This is a genomic window from Micromonospora sp. CPCC 205546 (assembly GCF_036902715.1).
Lineage (GTDB): Bacteria > Actinomycetota > Actinomycetes > Mycobacteriales > Micromonosporaceae > Micromonospora.
On record NZ_JBAKHL010000033.1, the window covers coordinates 16,975 to 30,974 of the forward strand.

Genomic DNA, 14,000 nt, shown 5'->3' on the forward strand with positions numbered 1-14,000 from the left:
GGGTCGGTGGTCAGCCGGTAAGGATGATGTTGTGGAGGTTGGCGATGCCGGAAGCGGCGTCGGCCAATGTGTGGGCGGCGCGGCGGTAGTCGCGCAGGATCTTGAAGCACTTCATCCTGGCCAGGGCGTGTTCGATCCCTGCTCGGACGGTGCGGTGTTCGACGTTGAGGGCTTCCTTCCAGTCCGCAAGGTCACTGCCGTCGGCGGGCTTGCGGTACGGCATGATCACCTCGGGGTTGCCTCGGTAGCCGCCGTCGGCCATCACCGGCCGCCCGTCGAGCTTCTCCTGGATGCCTGAGGTGCGGTAGACGATCGTGTCGTTGCGGTTGCCCGGCTGCGGATCACCGACGGCGATGACCAGGCGGGTGCTGGCGTCGATGGCGACCTGCACGTTTGTTGAGTACCGGTAGTTCTTGCTCCGGGCGGCCAGCCGGTGATCACGGGTCGGGACCAGAGTCCCGTCGACGATCGCGATCTGCGCGACCGGCCGCTTGCGGACCGGCGCCAGGGCCAGCAGCGGCGCGAGGGTGTCGATGACCCGGTGCGCCGCGGAATGCGACACCCCGAACAGCGGGCCGATCTGCCGCATCGTCAGGTTCGTCCGCCAGTACGCGGCGACCAGCAACACCCGATCCGGCAGGTCGAGGGCCCACTGCCGGCCCGGCCGGCCGTCGGCGATGCTGTCACCGCCGCGCTCGGCGACCAGCCGGACCAGCGTGCGGAACTGGGCGGGCTGCAACCCGGTGAACGGGAAGATCCACTCCGGGCGGGCTGCCGTGATCACCTGCACCCGGGCATACTGCCGCACCGTCCTCAACAGACAGATGCCAGGGTTACGAGACGTCCCTTAGCTTGGGCTAAAGGGTCATCTCGTGGCTTGTTGGGCTCCTCGTCGGCGCGAGGTGTCCCCACGGATGTTCTACCGAGGCTGACTCAATTTGGAGCCGTGTTGCGATATAAATCGGTAGTGTGACTGGGACTTCACGGGGTTAGGTATCGAAGTCCTGCGTGACCAGCTTGTCTGTCTGTGCAACGGTGAGCAATGAGGGAGTCTTCCCTTAGTGTCTTCTAGGAGACAGCGATGTGAATGATTTGGGGATATTCTGCTGCGGTGAAGATGTCTGACACTGGATTGAACGCGCTGCCCTGCGGCTCCGAAAGGGGGATGATCGACGGCTTCGAGGGCTACGTGACGCCTACGACCGACGAGTATGCGCAGGTGTTACGGACTGGTATGGTAGTGCTGGACGCCAACGTCCTGCTCAACCTCTACCGCTACACGGCCGATGCTCGCGATGACCTACTCGCCGTTCTTACCAAGCTGTCGGACAGGCTTTGGGTTCCGCATCAGGTGTTGAGGGAGTTCTGGCGCAATCGAGACCGGGTGCTGCGAGATCCACGGGACACCGCCAAGACCGCCGAAGAATTGCAGAAGGCCCGTGGGGAAGCGGTCCGCGCCGTGCGGACATGGGTGAACCGGGTTTCGCTGACGCCTGAACGGGCCTCGGCTATCATCGAGCAGCTTACCGCCGGATTCGACAAAGTCCTGCTTAACGTAGACGAGTTCAAGGACACCGCCGCGATCGATGCAGCCCGCGATACGAACACGGATGTTGTGCTGCGCTCGCTGAACTCGATTTTGCGGGGCCGAGTCGGTGAGCCGCTGAACGAGAAGGATATGAACGTTGCTTTAGTCGAGGCGCAGCGACGGCTCGATGAAAAGGTCCCACCGGGCTATATGGATCGCAAGAAGGACAACGCCGAAGGTGCCGGGGACTACCTGGTATGGGAGCAGTTTCTCAGGGAAGCGGAGAAACGCAGAAGTGACGTCATATTCGTAACGGGAGATGTGAAGGAAGACTGGTGGCGGGAGGTGGGCGGCGAGAGGCGTGGCCCCCGCGTCGAGCTCGTGGACGAGTTGCGTGACCGGGCTGGCGTGCGGCTATTCATGGTCCGCCCTGCGCAGCTGCTCAGCTACGGGCGCGCCGTTCTCTCCGTCACCGTCCGCGAGGACTCCGTTCAGGACGCGGATCGGGTGGATACATTCCTGTCCGACCCGGGGCCAGAGTTGGAGCACGGCGGCTGGAGCCAAGAGGCGCTTAACTACCTGCTTAACCGTCTGACCGACGAGGCGCCCAGCCAGGCGCTCGTGCTTGTGCAGGCAGCCAATCAGGGCGGGTATGTTGCCAGGAGTCAGGTGTACGAGGTCGCCCGCTACCCCGAAGACCGTAGTTTACGCGGCTTTACCCGCCCGTTCAACCGAATTGTCCAGCTTATGCGTGAGCAGGGACTTCTTCCCGACCAGGCGGTCGACCTTTTCTGGGCTGTCTACAACGACGACTCGCCGGCTTTTGGCGTTGCCGCCGGATTCCAGATTCACGATGATGTTCTGCCGCTGTTCATTTCGCGGATCCGGGAGCGTGAGTCCGCGGCCGAGGACCACGAATAAACTGAACCGTTATGCCAGCGCACCAGGCAGGCGTGCCGGGTGCGCTGGCGATCAGTCGTCGTTCAGCGAGCGGAGCGGTGAGCACGGACGAAGTTGGTCCAAGCGGTGGGGGAGAAGATGAGGGCAGGCCCTGCTAGGTCCTTGCTGTCGCGTACGGCGACGAGGCCGGGCAGGTTGTCGGCGACCTCTACGCAGTTGCCGCCGTTGTCGCCGCTGCGGGTGCTCTTGCGCCAGTGGGCGCCAGACAACTCAGCCATGATGAACCTCTCCGATGATCTTGTTGATCAGTTGCCTTGATTGTTGCTCATCAAGGGCCAGTGATGTGAGGCTCGCCCACACCTCTTCGTAGACGGCGAGTTCATCCTTGCGATCGAGGTAGAGCGCCCCGGTCAGCGACTCGCTGTAGACGACCGGAGGGTCGGGCTCGACCCTGTTGCGGAGCGGGAAGTCCAGCATGACGAAAGGGCCGGCGACTGCGCCGAAGTGGAGCCCGGCGCTGAGCGGAAGCACCCGGACCGAGACGTGCGGAAACCTGCCCATGTTGAGCAGGTGTCGTAGCTGTTCGGCCATGGTGGCTGGGTTGCCGACGACCCGCAGGAGGACCGCCTCGGAGAGGACGACCTCGAACTGCGGTGGGGGCGGAAGGCGGCGCTCCAGGAGCGCTTGACGTTGCAGCCGAACCTCGACCAGCCGCTCCCGATCGCCTTCGGAGATGCGTGAGCGGTGCTGGTAGACACCACGGGCATAACCCCTCGTCTGTAGCAGGCCGGGAATCAGGGTGTCGTCGTACTCCCGTAGGCGGGAGGCAGCGGATTCGAGGCCGACGTAGAGTTCGAACCAGTCGGGGATGGCGTCGCCGTACGAGTGCCACCAGCCCTTGGCCTTGGTCTCGGCCGCCAGGGCGGTGAGCGCGCCGGCCAGCTCGGGCGTCGCGCCGTACAGCTCGCACATGGCCTTGACGTCGAGGGCGCGGACCGGGCCGAGGCCGGTCTCGATGCGCCACATCTTCTGTCGGCTGCAGTGCATCGCCTCGGCCGCGCCGTCGAGCGTCATGCGCGCCTCGGTGCGCAGCTCGCGCAGTGCCCGCCCGAGCTGCCGCCTCGGGACTGTGGATCCCATGTCGTCGGCCATCCGCCCCCGCCCTCTCCGCGTTGTATTTTGTTACATCCGGACGCCATTGGTGAAACGTGGGACGATCGCCCGGCAAATTGGGTGTCTCGCGCCTCGTTCGCACAAATGGATTACGCGTCTGACCATACAAGACGGCCCCGACGCCGGCCATGACCGCGCTATTCCCATTCGGGGGCTATTGACGATCAAGGGAATGCCCAGGGCTGCGGACAGTCCGCGAATGTTCCGAGTAATCCGCTCAATCACCACGCGGTCTACGAAGCAGCATGCTTCTCGTGCTCCCATGACAGGCTGGCAGGACGTTGCTCGGTGGCCACGTACTCCATGACTGCATCCCGGGCTGCCGCCACGGTCATGCGGGCGAGGTCGGCGGAGATGTCCACCAGACCTGCGTCGGGTGACTCGTAGACGGTGATTGGGGTGTCCGGGTCCAGCCCGACGGCGTAGGTGCCGTCGGGTAGCCAGCGCACCGCCGCGCGGTCGGCGTCGATGTCGATGTCGATGCGTAGCGCGGGTTGGTCGGCGGGTCCGATCGTCATGGTCTGGCCGCAGCCACCATGCGGCATGATCGCCTCGATCTGCTCGTCGAAGCGGCGGCCGGCCTCATCCGCGCTGGCCAAGGGGTACGGATGGCCGTGGTAGTCACGAAGCAGCAGCGTCAACGTGTGATCCTCTCTCCGGTGCCCGTGTAGATACGGTGCCACCAGGTGTGGCCGCCGTCTCGGGTGACCCACACCCGTAGGCGACTTTCCGGGGGAAGTATGGCGGGCAGGATCCTGTCGCAGGTCCACGAATAGCTCCGGTCGCGATCGTTGGTGCCGCAGACCGTGTTGTCGATGGCAAGGTCGGCCTCGGTCGCGCCGGTGCGGCGCATGTACGCGGCGGCCTTCGATTCCACGTGGTCGTAGAAGGTGACCGGGGGTCCGCGTAGTGGATCGTGCTGGAGGTCAGCAGCCAATGACCGGTCGCCTCCTCCGGATGTGACGGGCTCACCGTCGAGCAGGCCGGCAGTGGGGCGGGTGCTGCCGGCGGGCCGCGGCTCGAAATGGTCGATGGTGGGGCGGACCGTCTCGGGCACGGCAGCGGGATCGACCCGGGCCCAGGTGGGGTCGGCTGGGACCGGGATGTCGGCGAGCTGCGAAGGCGTCTGCTCGCCCCGCGACGCGGTGCCCTGCGACCCGGTGACATCGGGTACGGGTGGTCGGCCCCTGCCGTCGCTCGGGGTCATCGTCCCCAGGCCACCGATGTGGCGGGCCTGCGTCAGAGCCGCCTCGACATGTTGCCGTGCCTCGCCGGTTCGAGCCTTGATGGTGGTGAGACTCTGGCCGAGTCGCTGTAGGTGGGCCAGTGTGGGGCCGGGTTGGCCTCCGTGCAGCGTCGCGGCGGTGAGTCGCCTTCCTTGCTCGACGCCGGCTGCCGCCGCCACCACTGCGGCGTCAACCGTTGAGACGGTCGCCGCCAAGCGAGTGAGTGCACTGACGGTGTCCTGTGGAGACGGCTGCTGCGCAATGGCGGTGGCCACGCGCGGGGCCTCGTCCAGGACTCCACCGACCGTCGTCAGGCGTGCGCGGACGTGTCCGACCAACTCGCGTACCTGAGTCAGCCTCACCGCGACGCCCGTGAAGCCCGCTGCAACGGCCCGGGCTGCGATCTGCGCGACAGCATGTTCGGCCGCAGCAGCCTGCTGCTGCGCTGTATCGACACCGGCGGCCATCGCGCGCAGGTCGTCACTGATGCTGTCGGTCAGCGACATCCGTTCATCTCTCGTCCTGATGGCATCTGTTTCCCAAGGAACAGTGGCAGCCGACAGATCGGGCTCGACCAACCACGATCCGCGCCTCAGACGCCGAGGAATCGGCTTCGGCCCGCGCACCCGCGGTGCGTACGGCTGGGGCTTGTGCCATTCGGGTGGGTCACAGTTCGCTACGGAGCCGGGCCAGCCCGCAGGCGAGCAGCATGCCGAGGATGACCAGTCCTACCCTGATCCACAGCACGTCGCTGCGCGGCCGGACGCCGATGGAGACCGCCAGGACCAGCTGCGCGGTGAGCACGAGGCAGATGACGACGCTCAGCACCCGGTAGCCGGTTCCCTCCAACGACCACCAGGCGATGGTGCCGAACACCGCCGGGACGACCATGAGCAGGGTCAACCCGATCAGCGGTGTGGCGAGCTTCCACCGAAGCGCAACGTCCATCGCCGTCCCTCCCGTTGGCCGTCGACGTCGTGGCCGTCGGCACTGCCGGCGTCGCGTAACTCCCGCTTTGCGCGTCGTACTCGGTGCCGCGCCGTCCCCTCGTCTCGGTGCCGGATCATATGTCCGAACCAGACGATCGGTGGCGTCACGCAGGGCAGTGGCACCGTCGCCTCGCTGGTATGTTCGCGGGCATGAGTCGGGGGCGCAAGCCCGGCGGCCGCACCCTTTGCCGGCCGGGATCGGCTGCGGAACGCGCCGAGGCGATGACGGCCTACCAGCGGTCGGTCGGCAGGCTTCAACGCTCGGCCTACCGCAATCTGCGCCAGGCCATCGCCAACGCGGTCATCTTCTTCGCTGTGGTTGCCATCAACATGATCTTCATCGGTGAGGTCACTCCCACGCGGTTGCCGTGGTACGCGGCCTCGATCGTCGGCGGGGCGCTCGGGGTGTCCACCTACGCCGTGCGGAACCCGCGGCCCTACCGCTTTTTGCTCGCCGCTGCCGTCACCCTCGCGGTTGTCGGCCTGGCCGGTGCCTTCGTCGTCGAATAGGCACCCCGAGGATTGGCAGGCGCCTCGCAGCGCCGTGCCTGTCGAGAGCCGACGTCGGGCGGGCCTGCCAGCCGCTGGTTCAGGAGCAGCGGCACATCCCCAGCAGCGACGGGACCACCCCGCACGCGAAGCAGGCATCCGGATGGGGTGCGCGCTCGACCGGACGCGGCACCGGGACCGGAACCGGCACGCTGCGAAGTGAGGGGCCGCTCTGCGGCGGAAGAGGGCGCTTGAGGAGCGCTGCTTGCACCTGCTCCTGGGTCACTCCGTGCCAGCCGAGTTTGCGTACCTCCCTGGTCAGCTGCTTGATGCCGAGCTGCGGATGCCAGGCATGGGCGGCGTGAGCCGCCTTGACGAGCGCCTGTGGCACAGGGACGGCCCCGTCGTTGCCCGTCGGCTTCCGGGTCGCGGTGGGTGGACTGATTATGGTGATGGTGCCGTAGGACTGCTGCTTCTTCTTGGCGGGTTCGATTCCTCGCGGCGCCGATTGACCTTTCGGTGTCAGCTGTTTCCGGGTCTGTGCGGGGTAGGCGCGCAGCGCCTCTCGGATCTGGGCGGCGGAGACTGCGGGCCAGCCGTTCTGCGCAAGGTGCCGGGCGATTGTCGTGTCCTTGACACCGCGCATTCGCGCCTTCAGCGCGCGGGCGGCATCCGCCAAGTTCTGCTGCCTGAGGCTGCTCTGACGATTCGGGCTGGCCCCCGCCGCGGCGGGTCTGGGCGCGCGTTGACGCGCCGGACTGGTGGTGGCGGCGCGACCCTTGGACTGAAGTCGGTCGAGCCAGACATCGGGCGTCCGGTCGGGCAGGTCGTCGTTCTCCCAGTCGTGCCGGAAATCGCTCGAACCTCGCCCCTCCGCATTGGCGTACCAGTCGTTGATGGTGCGCTTGGTTACCACGCTGCCCTCCGCTTCTGTTGCGCAAGGAACCAGCCGCGAAACGTCTCGCGTGGGCTTACGCGGCATGCAGGAAATTCGATGTTAGGCGGCAGCCGACTCGTTCCGACAGGGCCATTCGTCGCATCCGGGAAACGAACGGTTGACAGCGCCGGGCAGCTTCGTGCAGGTGTCAACGCTGTTTGTCGGCGGGGCGCACGACGAGGACGGTGCCGTCGCGGCCCAGCGAGAAGACCTCGCCCTGCCGGCGCGACGCCGACCACCTGTCGAAGACGCGCGGAGCCGCCCGCAGGTACGCACCGATCCGGCCCTCCGCGAGATGCCGGTACAGCCCGCTCTCCACGCCCCGAAACACCTCGAGGGTCCGGCCGCCGGGCAGCGGAGCGAGGTAGCGGGTGCCCTCGGCGCGCAGGCCGTCGCGCAGCGGCAGCGTCTGGGCGGTGCTCGACGTCCACGGCAGCTCCGGCTCAAACAGGGCATCCTGCGCCGGCGCCGCCGGCTCCCCGCGCTGCCGGGGCGTGGCATAGCCGCGGGCCGTCGCGTTGTCACCCGCGAAGAGCAGCGTGGTCGCCGCCGCCGTCCGGGTCAGGATCTGGGTGAACCAGCCGCGTTGCTCGGCGGGGATGTCGAACACGTCGGGCGCTCCGGGCGGCGGCTCCCCGGTGGGCGGCACCTGCGTGTCGGCCGGCGAGGGAGCGCCGTCGATGGGAACCGGCACGGCGAGCGCGTCGTCGGGGACCGCGGGCCGGGCCCGCCAGTCCTGGTCGTCGGGGGCCGCGCGCAGCAGCTCGTCCAGGTCGTCGTCCGCGCCGGACCACAGCTCGCCGTCACCTGGCGGATCGAGGACATACGACGTGATTCGGCTTCCGCTCAGGTACGACGCCACCATCAGCGACGGCTGTCGGTGCCCGGCTACCCGCAGCGCGTCGACCTGCGCGGCGGCACGCGCCAACTGCTCGTACGCGAAGGTAGGCGACTTGTGGGTGCCCTTGCACTCCAGGATCACGATCTTCACGCCGCTGCGCCGGCCGGAGCTGTGATGCCCAAGCAGGATGTAGTCCGGCCGCCTCTTGGTCTTTGACGCGGTGTCGACCTCGCCGACGCCGTCAAGGAAGCCGGCCTTCAACGCCACCTCCGCGTCGACGGCGTGGAAGTCCCAGTGCGGGTGCTGCCGCCGCAGCACCGTCTTCGCGACCGTAAGCGCCAGCCCGATGCCCAACTGCTCGGACTGCGCCACCTTGTGGTGGTAGACCACGTTGCCAGCGTGCGGGGACAGTGCGAGGCAGCCGCTGCGTGAGGTCAGCGTTGCGCAGTAGCGCACATGCGCCCAGTGCCGGGCCACCTGCGCCAGGGGCGAGGCGGTCAGGAACGTCGTGGCCACGCCCAGCTCGTGCAGCACCTGCGCCGGGCTGGCACGCACCCCCGGGCCGATCGGCACCGGGGACAACGTCTTGGCATACCGGTACGCCTCGCGGTCCTCAACCTTCTCGGCCTGCCGGCGTACCTCCGCGACGAGTTCCTCCGAGGACTGGACCGTGAGCGTCGACTTGCGCCCGAGCGATCGTACGAGCGAGTCGAGATCCACCCGGCCACCCCCGATGCCGATCACCCGTACGGGTCCGAACACACAGGGTCATCGAGAAGTGCCAGAGTGTCAATGTTCTCTGGCAGGGTGACGTTCATGCCACAGCGCATCTCGTCAACGGAACTCCGTCGGGAGAAACTGCTCGACGCGCGTGCGGAGGCTCGCGGCACGGGGGTCGGGGAACGTGGCCAGCAGCGCGACCGCCTCACGCCCCCATTGGCGCGCCTCCTCGGGGCGCCCGGCGCGACCAGCGCCCTCGCGAGATGGTCCAGCGTCAGGCGAGCTGCCAGGCGTCCCCGAGGGCGGACACCGATGGTAACCATCGAGGAGGCTGGATTAAAGTGGGCTTGTGCCCGGAAACCGAGCGTTGACACTGCTGAGGGTGAGGTGTTGGACGACCTGTTGATGCTCGCAGCGGCGACGACCCTGGTCACCTGGGCGACCACCGAACTCGCGGCGAATGTCCGGTCGGCCGTGTCAGGACTGGCCGGGTACCTTCAGCAGCGGTTCCGTCGGGAGGCGGCAGCCGGGAGGCCGTCGAACTCGCGCTCCGTCAACCCACCCCGGACACGGTGCGGCGCCCGGCCGCACTTCTCGAACAGGAGGCATTGAGCGATCCCGCCTTCGGCGCCGAGTTTCGTGCCCGCTTCGCCCAGGTCGAGGCCACCGTCGCGGCCAACCAGGGCAATGTGACGAACACGGTGTCCGAAGACGTCAGCGGGTCCGTCGTGCAGGCGCGTGACGTGCACGGCGACATCTCCTTCGGCGGCAGCCGCTTCTGACGGTTCAGGAGGTGGTTGGCGGTGTTTGGGCGAGCCACGTCCGGCTGTGCAGCCGGGCCGTGATTGACTTGCTTCAATGAGCCGGCAGTTCGAGCCGTACGACCTGGGCGAACTCCCGCCGCAGCGCACCGAGGTCGACCGGCCGACCCGCCAGGCGGGTACAGAGCTCCGCGAGCGGCCACGACACGAAGTGCCCGAAGCGCGCCGCGTAGACGCCCACGGCGCGCAGCCCGAACGCGTCGGAGTAGTCCAGGAGCGCGTACCCCAGCAACTGGTCCAGATCCTCCCGGCGCAGCACGGTGGCCCGGCTGCCATTCGCGCGCGGCCGGCCGCCCTGTCCGGCTTTGAAGTCCACCAGCATCCCGCCGACGATGAGGTCCGCGTCGGCGTGGATGTCGGCGCTGCCGTCGAACGTCGCCCCCGTCGTCACCGCTCCGGAGGGCAGCGCAGGCAGCAGTCGCTCGACTGCGAGATCCCTCATCGCGATCAGGTCGGCGACCTCCTCGGCGTTGGCCAACGCCAGAAGGTCCGCCGCCCGGCTGGCCGGGCCGAGCCGCATCAGCCGGGAGCCGTCGACCATGGGTGCCCGGTACAACTCCACCAGCAGCGCCAGCGCGTACGACACCCGCGCCCACCACTCGTCGGAACGGTCGGTGAGCTGGGCCGGGCGTACTGGTCCAAGCGAGTCGCCGTTGTCGATAGTACCCAGGTCGCGCAGCAGTTCGAGGCCGGCCCGTTCGCAGGGGGCGCGACCCGAGCGAAGCCCCGCTGCTGTAAGACCGACTGAGGGTGCCGGGTCGATCAGGAACCGCAGCCACCAGTCGATGGCCGCACCCTGCGTCCCGAGCGCGACCGCCGAGGACGGCAGCACCAGGGCAGGACCGGCGGCTTCCCGGTAGGCGGCCTGCACGTCCCGGTGATGCGGAAACGTCGTGCGAAGCCACCGTGCCACCGGGCTCTTGGTGTTCTTCACCTCATTGGTCAGCGCCGGCATGGCCCCACCTCGGATCGTCGGGACGGTGTTTTGGCACCGCTTCGGCTCGCGGTCGTCACGAGATGGCCGGGGTGATCGCCGGCAGCAGGCTGGCCAGGTCGAATAGTTCGACGTGCTTCGCCGGCCCGGCGGTGAAGTCACGGATCGGGACGTCCAAGGAACCGAACCGCTCTTCGAACCGCTGCCGAAGCACGGGCGAGGACCGGTTCAAACCCCAAGCAGCGGAGCCTTTTGCGGAACGCAAAAAGCGGATCGCCGGGGGCCCGGCAACGTAGAGTTGGGCCCGCCGGCCGGACTGGTCCAGGGCGAGATGCACCAGGTCAGCGAAGGCGCCGCGTTGGCGCATCGCGTCGGCGCCCTTCCAGACCGACATCTTGAACTCGGCGACCCGGCGATCGGTCTCCAGGTCGTAAGGCCTGCTCGGGTCATTCCCAGCCGCCAGAGACGGCCGGCGCAGCACCCGCTCGCCGTTCTCAAGGATCAGCGGTACGACCTGCGTGATCACGGCAGCGTGGATGATGTCGCTGAGTCGGCCGGCGTGTTTGCGCACGAGCAGTGCGGCGAGCAGGAGATCCAGATCCAAGCCGGAATCCTTGGCAAGGTCCGCCGCGGCCGAGCGATCGGCGCCGTCCATGTCAGCTTCGAGGGCGGCGATGCGTCCGGTCAGATCGGCCGAGGCGATGAAGGCGAGCAGCGTCGCGAACGCCTCCGTGGGGTCTGCCCCGGCATCTGAAGGAACGGACGTCGTCCGGCCGGCGTCACCGTGCGCACCTTTGGCGGGAAGTCTGCTGGTGGTGAAGCCGACGGCTCGGAGTTGCCGGAGAGCGATGTGCGAGGTGAACGCGCTCCGGCGAAGACCGAGGGCAGCCCCGAACACCTGCTTCACGGGCCACCGCTCACCGTCGACCTCCACCCAGTGGTCACGGACGTCCTCGCGAACCTGGTACTTCAGCCCGGCACGGACCGCGTCGGCGTCAAGCCGGTACGTCTCACCGTCGAGCTGGAACGTGTGGGTCATCGGCCGCCGTACTGGCGGATGAGACGGAGGAAGTTACGTAGCTTCCGCACTTCGGTGGGCCTGACCGGATCCGGGTTGAAGTGCATGACGTTGTTCCGCACCTTACGCAGTTCGTCGAGGCGTGCGATGAAAGTCTTGCGATCGAGCGGCCAGTCGAGCTGCTTCCAGCATTCCGGATTGTCGAGTACGGCCTGGTACTGACCGATGGACATCGAGTCGAACGACTTGAAGTTGAGCTTGGCCGACACGCACGCCTGGCGGACCGTCTCTTCGTCGAACGTGTTCTGAAGAAGATGCCGTAGCTCCTGGTCGATCTCGCCGATTAGAAAGAACGGCGTGGCCGTGTCGTCGTACTTGCGGACGACGTCTGCGGCCGTGATGATTCCGCTGATCTTCTTCTGATCATCGCGGACGAAGATGAAGCCGTCCTGTTGCAGCGTCTCCAACACGTCGAGTAGCCGGGTGTCGTAGTCGAACACCCGCTCCCGTGCCCGGCGGTCGATGGCGTCGCTGAAGGTGGCGGCCCGGTCCCGGTGTCTCGCCGCAGCGATTGACTCCCAGGTCACGGCGCCATCCAGGGTGTGTGGGTCGGCCAGCACGGCGAGCTGGGAGAAGTCGTCCACCTGCATGGCGGTGATGGCCCTCTCGAACGACGCCGTGGGCGGAACCGAGACCAGGGACATGTCGCCCGGCAGCAGGTTGCCCAGGGTGAGGCCGATGTCGACGCTCTCCTCGTTGATGTCTGAGGGCGTCGGTTTGCCTCCGTCGGTTGGCGCCTCCGTGTCGGCTGTCCCGTCATCCGGTAGCGCTACGATCCGGATCGTCTTGTCCAGGCTGACTGCGCGGAAGTCGGGCACCGTCGTGAGGCCGTGGTTCGCGAGGTCCGCGTCGATCTGCACGTTGGCCGCCCGATCGCGGTCATGCAGGCTCCAGTACTTGATGAACTCGCGCACGGTGAGGGTCCGAGGCTTGCCAGCCTCAGCTTCAGTGCGGGCCTCCTCGAGAGCGCTGAAGCGGCGCCGCACCGCCTCTGCTTCCTCCTGCGTCTGGTCCGAAGTCACCTCCTCGGTGACGTCCTTGAGTAGCTTGAGCCGGAGCTGGTGCAGCGTCTGGCCGCCGGGCTGGACGTGCCAGACAGCCCAACCCGGAACTGCACGGACACCGGCAACCGTGGCGGCGGCCCGGGATGGGGTGTCGAACTCCCGGCCGTCACGAAGCCGCAGTTGCCCGCGCGCCGTGACTGTTGCCCGGTGGGGTGTCTCGCCAATGCGCTGCTGGTAGGTCAGCTCGGTGCCTGGCGCGAGAAGCCTGGCGTCTATCAGGTCGGCGATGCGGACCCTACGGCCGTTGATAAGAAGTTCCCGACGGCTCCGGGACGAACTGGCTGACATACTCGCGCTCCCGCTCTGCGGCGACGTAAGGGGCTGGAAATCCGCTGAATCTGGCTCTTCTTGCTGGCCGGGCTCGTGTTCCTCCTCATCCGGCGTCGCCACCTGCCGCGGCACGATGAGGGGATCGACGTTGAGGGTCGTACTGGCATTCGCGAGGGCCAGCTCATGGGCCATGGTCTTCGTCATTTCGCCGGCGCACCACTGCCACCCGATGAGAGAAAGCTGGTCCGCACCTCGGCCGAGGTTCGTGTCGGTGTAGTCGTCCACGAGTCGGACGTGGATGGCATCGGCGTACCGGTGCACGCGCGCAGCGATGTACATGAGCTTGGCCTCCCGGCCCGAAGGGCGGTCGGACCGGTCGTAGCCCCGGGGGGCTGCGGTCACGTCGCCGGCCCGCCAGGCGTTGACCATGTCGGCGATCTCTGAATAGTCCGTTACGACCGTCACATGGTACGAGGGCACCAGTTTCCGAAGGGCCCAGAAGAGACTCCGCGCCTCCGCCGCCAGTTCTCCGTCGCCGTCGAAACGACGGCGGGTAGTGGTAGCGCCAAAGCCGTAGTGGCCGTCGCTGGCCAGGTAGCCCCAGCCACGTGGATGCTCGTGAGCGGTCGGGTGGAGCTGGTAGCACCCGACGATCGCTACCTCGACGTCGCTGCCCGCCGGCACCGCAAGCTGTTGGAGCTGCTCCTCCCTCATCCATCGGTCGCGTCTGATGAGCTGCATGGCGCCGCGCTTGGCTTCCTGGGACGTGGCCTCGCGCAGGGGCTGCGCCTGATCACAGACTCGTCCTGCCTTGAGCGTGCACCACGGCTCCGGGTGTACCCAACCGCCGGCATCTCGGACGCAGATCACGCCGCAGTTGCGGCAAATATGCTGACCCGTGCTGTTCATATTGGTCACGGATGATTCGCCCGTCCATTGGTCTCAAGTCGTCGCAGCCTAGGCGGTGCTGGGCAAGCCCGTCTGTCGCGAACCCGACTCGTGATCCCCTAAGGATTGTCGTCGGCGCACC

Annotated in this window: 14 protein-coding genes; 3 read left to right on the forward strand and 11 right to left on the reverse strand. The window is 67.3% G+C overall.

Annotated features, from left to right (window positions below; all coding sequences use genetic code 11):
- Nucleotides 1–10 precede the first annotated feature (10 nt).
- The gene (locus tag V6U77_RS16900) at nucleotides 11–790 is read right to left on the reverse strand and encodes a transposase family protein (protein WP_334607287.1); all 780 of its coding nucleotides are present in this window, start codon (nucleotides 788–790) and stop codon (nucleotides 11–13) included.
- Between the two features lie 327 nt (nucleotides 791–1,117).
- On the opposite strand from V6U77_RS16900, the gene V6U77_RS16905 reads away from it, so the two are divergent.
- Nucleotides 1,118–2,449, forward strand: a complete 1,332-nt coding sequence (locus V6U77_RS16905; protein WP_334607327.1) for a PIN domain-containing protein — start codon at nucleotides 1,118–1,120, stop codon at nucleotides 2,447–2,449.
- 62 nt (nucleotides 2,450–2,511) lie between these two features.
- Here the strand turns inward: V6U77_RS16905 and V6U77_RS16910 are convergent, their stop codons facing one another.
- From V6U77_RS16910 to V6U77_RS16930, 5 genes are all read right to left on the reverse strand, one after another.
- Nucleotides 2,512–2,706 (reverse strand): DUF397 domain-containing protein, encoded by a 195-nt coding sequence (locus V6U77_RS16910; RefSeq protein ID WP_334607288.1) that lies wholly within the window; start codon nucleotides 2,704–2,706, stop codon nucleotides 2,512–2,514.
- A complete protein-coding gene (locus V6U77_RS16915; protein WP_334607289.1) occupies nucleotides 2,699–3,580 on the reverse strand; it encodes a helix-turn-helix domain-containing protein in 882 nt (293 codons plus the stop codon). The genes V6U77_RS16910 and V6U77_RS16915 overlap by 8 nt, the downstream gene beginning before the upstream one ends.
- A 254-nt stretch (nucleotides 3,581–3,834) precedes the next feature.
- Nucleotides 3,835–4,242 carry a hypothetical protein gene (locus V6U77_RS16920; protein WP_334607290.1) on the reverse strand — a complete coding sequence of 136 codons (408 nt, stop codon included), beginning with the start codon at nucleotides 4,240–4,242 and terminating at the stop codon, nucleotides 3,835–3,837.
- Entirely contained in the window at nucleotides 4,239–5,333 is a 1,095-nt protein-coding gene (locus V6U77_RS16925) for a DUF6244 family protein (protein WP_334607291.1), read from the reverse strand. The genes V6U77_RS16920 and V6U77_RS16925 overlap by 4 nt, the downstream gene beginning before the upstream one ends.
- A 160-nt stretch (nucleotides 5,334–5,493) precedes the next feature.
- Nucleotides 5,494–5,775: a hypothetical protein gene (locus V6U77_RS16930; RefSeq protein WP_334607292.1), complete on the reverse strand. Its 282-nt coding sequence runs from the start codon at nucleotides 5,773–5,775 to the stop codon at nucleotides 5,494–5,496.
- Nucleotides 5,776–5,954: 179 nt separating this feature from the next.
- On the opposite strand from V6U77_RS16930, the gene V6U77_RS16935 reads away from it, so the two are divergent.
- Nucleotides 5,955–6,326: a hypothetical protein gene (locus V6U77_RS16935; RefSeq protein WP_334607293.1), complete on the forward strand. Its 372-nt coding sequence runs from the start codon at nucleotides 5,955–5,957 to the stop codon at nucleotides 6,324–6,326.
- A gap of 79 nt (nucleotides 6,327–6,405) precedes the next feature.
- Here V6U77_RS16935 and V6U77_RS16940 read toward each other — a convergent pair whose 3' ends face one another.
- Both V6U77_RS16940 and V6U77_RS16945 read right to left on the reverse strand, forming a co-directional pair.
- Nucleotides 6,406–7,221, reverse strand: a complete 816-nt coding sequence (locus V6U77_RS16940; protein WP_334607294.1) for a hypothetical protein — start codon at nucleotides 7,219–7,221, stop codon at nucleotides 6,406–6,408.
- A gap of 169 nt (nucleotides 7,222–7,390) precedes the next feature.
- Nucleotides 7,391–8,803: a hypothetical protein gene (locus tag V6U77_RS16945; protein ID WP_334607295.1), complete on the reverse strand. Its 1,413-nt coding sequence runs from the start codon at nucleotides 8,801–8,803 to the stop codon at nucleotides 7,391–7,393.
- 572 nt (nucleotides 8,804–9,375) lie between these two features.
- Here V6U77_RS16945 and V6U77_RS16950 point away from each other — a divergent pair.
- On the forward strand, nucleotides 9,376–9,585 hold the full coding sequence (locus V6U77_RS16950; protein ID WP_334607296.1) for a hypothetical protein: 210 nt from the start codon (nucleotides 9,376–9,378) through the stop codon (nucleotides 9,583–9,585).
- A gap of 73 nt (nucleotides 9,586–9,658) precedes the next feature.
- On the opposite strand, the gene V6U77_RS16955 is transcribed toward V6U77_RS16950, so the two are convergent.
- Genes V6U77_RS16955 through V6U77_RS16965 form a run of 3 tightly spaced genes read right to left on the reverse strand, consistent with a single transcriptional unit; the run spans nucleotide 9,659 to nucleotide 13,879 of the window.
- Nucleotides 9,659–10,579 carry a hypothetical protein gene (locus tag V6U77_RS16955; RefSeq protein ID WP_334607297.1) on the reverse strand — a complete coding sequence of 307 codons (921 nt, stop codon included), beginning with the start codon at nucleotides 10,577–10,579 and terminating at the stop codon, nucleotides 9,659–9,661.
- Between the two features lie 55 nt (nucleotides 10,580–10,634).
- Nucleotides 10,635–11,597 (reverse strand): hypothetical protein, encoded by a 963-nt coding sequence (locus tag V6U77_RS16960; protein ID WP_334607298.1) that lies wholly within the window; start codon nucleotides 11,595–11,597, stop codon nucleotides 10,635–10,637.
- On the reverse strand, nucleotides 11,594–13,879 hold the full coding sequence (locus V6U77_RS16965) for a CBS domain-containing protein (RefSeq protein ID WP_334607328.1): 2,286 nt from the start codon (nucleotides 13,877–13,879) through the stop codon (nucleotides 11,594–11,596). The genes V6U77_RS16960 and V6U77_RS16965 overlap by 4 nt, the downstream gene beginning before the upstream one ends.
- Nucleotides 13,880–14,000: the final 121 nt, after the last annotated feature.

Excerpts from the sequence above, each read along its gene's own strand:
- V6U77_RS16935 (WP_334607293.1), top strand. The coding sequence starts at position 5,955 with ATGTTCGCGGGCATGAGTCGGGGGCGCAAGCCCGGCGGCCGCACCCTT.
- V6U77_RS16965 (WP_334607328.1), bottom strand. The coding sequence starts at position 13,879 with ATGAACAGCACGGGTCAGCATATTTGCCGCAACTGCGGCGTGATCTGC.
- V6U77_RS16905 (WP_334607327.1), top strand. The coding sequence starts at position 1,118 with ATGTCTGACACTGGATTGAACGCGCTGCCCTGCGGCTCCGAAAGGGGG.
- V6U77_RS16930 (WP_334607292.1), bottom strand. The coding sequence starts at position 5,775 with ATGGACGTTGCGCTTCGGTGGAAGCTCGCCACACCGCTGATCGGGTTG.
- V6U77_RS16910 (WP_334607288.1), bottom strand. The coding sequence starts at position 2,706 with ATGGCTGAGTTGTCTGGCGCCCACTGGCGCAAGAGCACCCGCAGCGGC.
- V6U77_RS16960 (WP_334607298.1), bottom strand. The coding sequence starts at position 11,597 with ATGACCCACACGTTCCAGCTCGACGGTGAGACGTACCGGCTTGACGCC.
- V6U77_RS16925 (WP_334607291.1), bottom strand. The coding sequence starts at position 5,333 with ATGTCGCTGACCGACAGCATCAGTGACGACCTGCGCGCGATGGCCGCC.
- V6U77_RS16915 (WP_334607289.1), bottom strand. The coding sequence starts at position 3,580 with ATGGCCGACGACATGGGATCCACAGTCCCGAGGCGGCAGCTCGGGCGG.
- V6U77_RS16955 (WP_334607297.1), bottom strand. The coding sequence starts at position 10,579 with ATGCCGGCGCTGACCAATGAGGTGAAGAACACCAAGAGCCCGGTGGCA.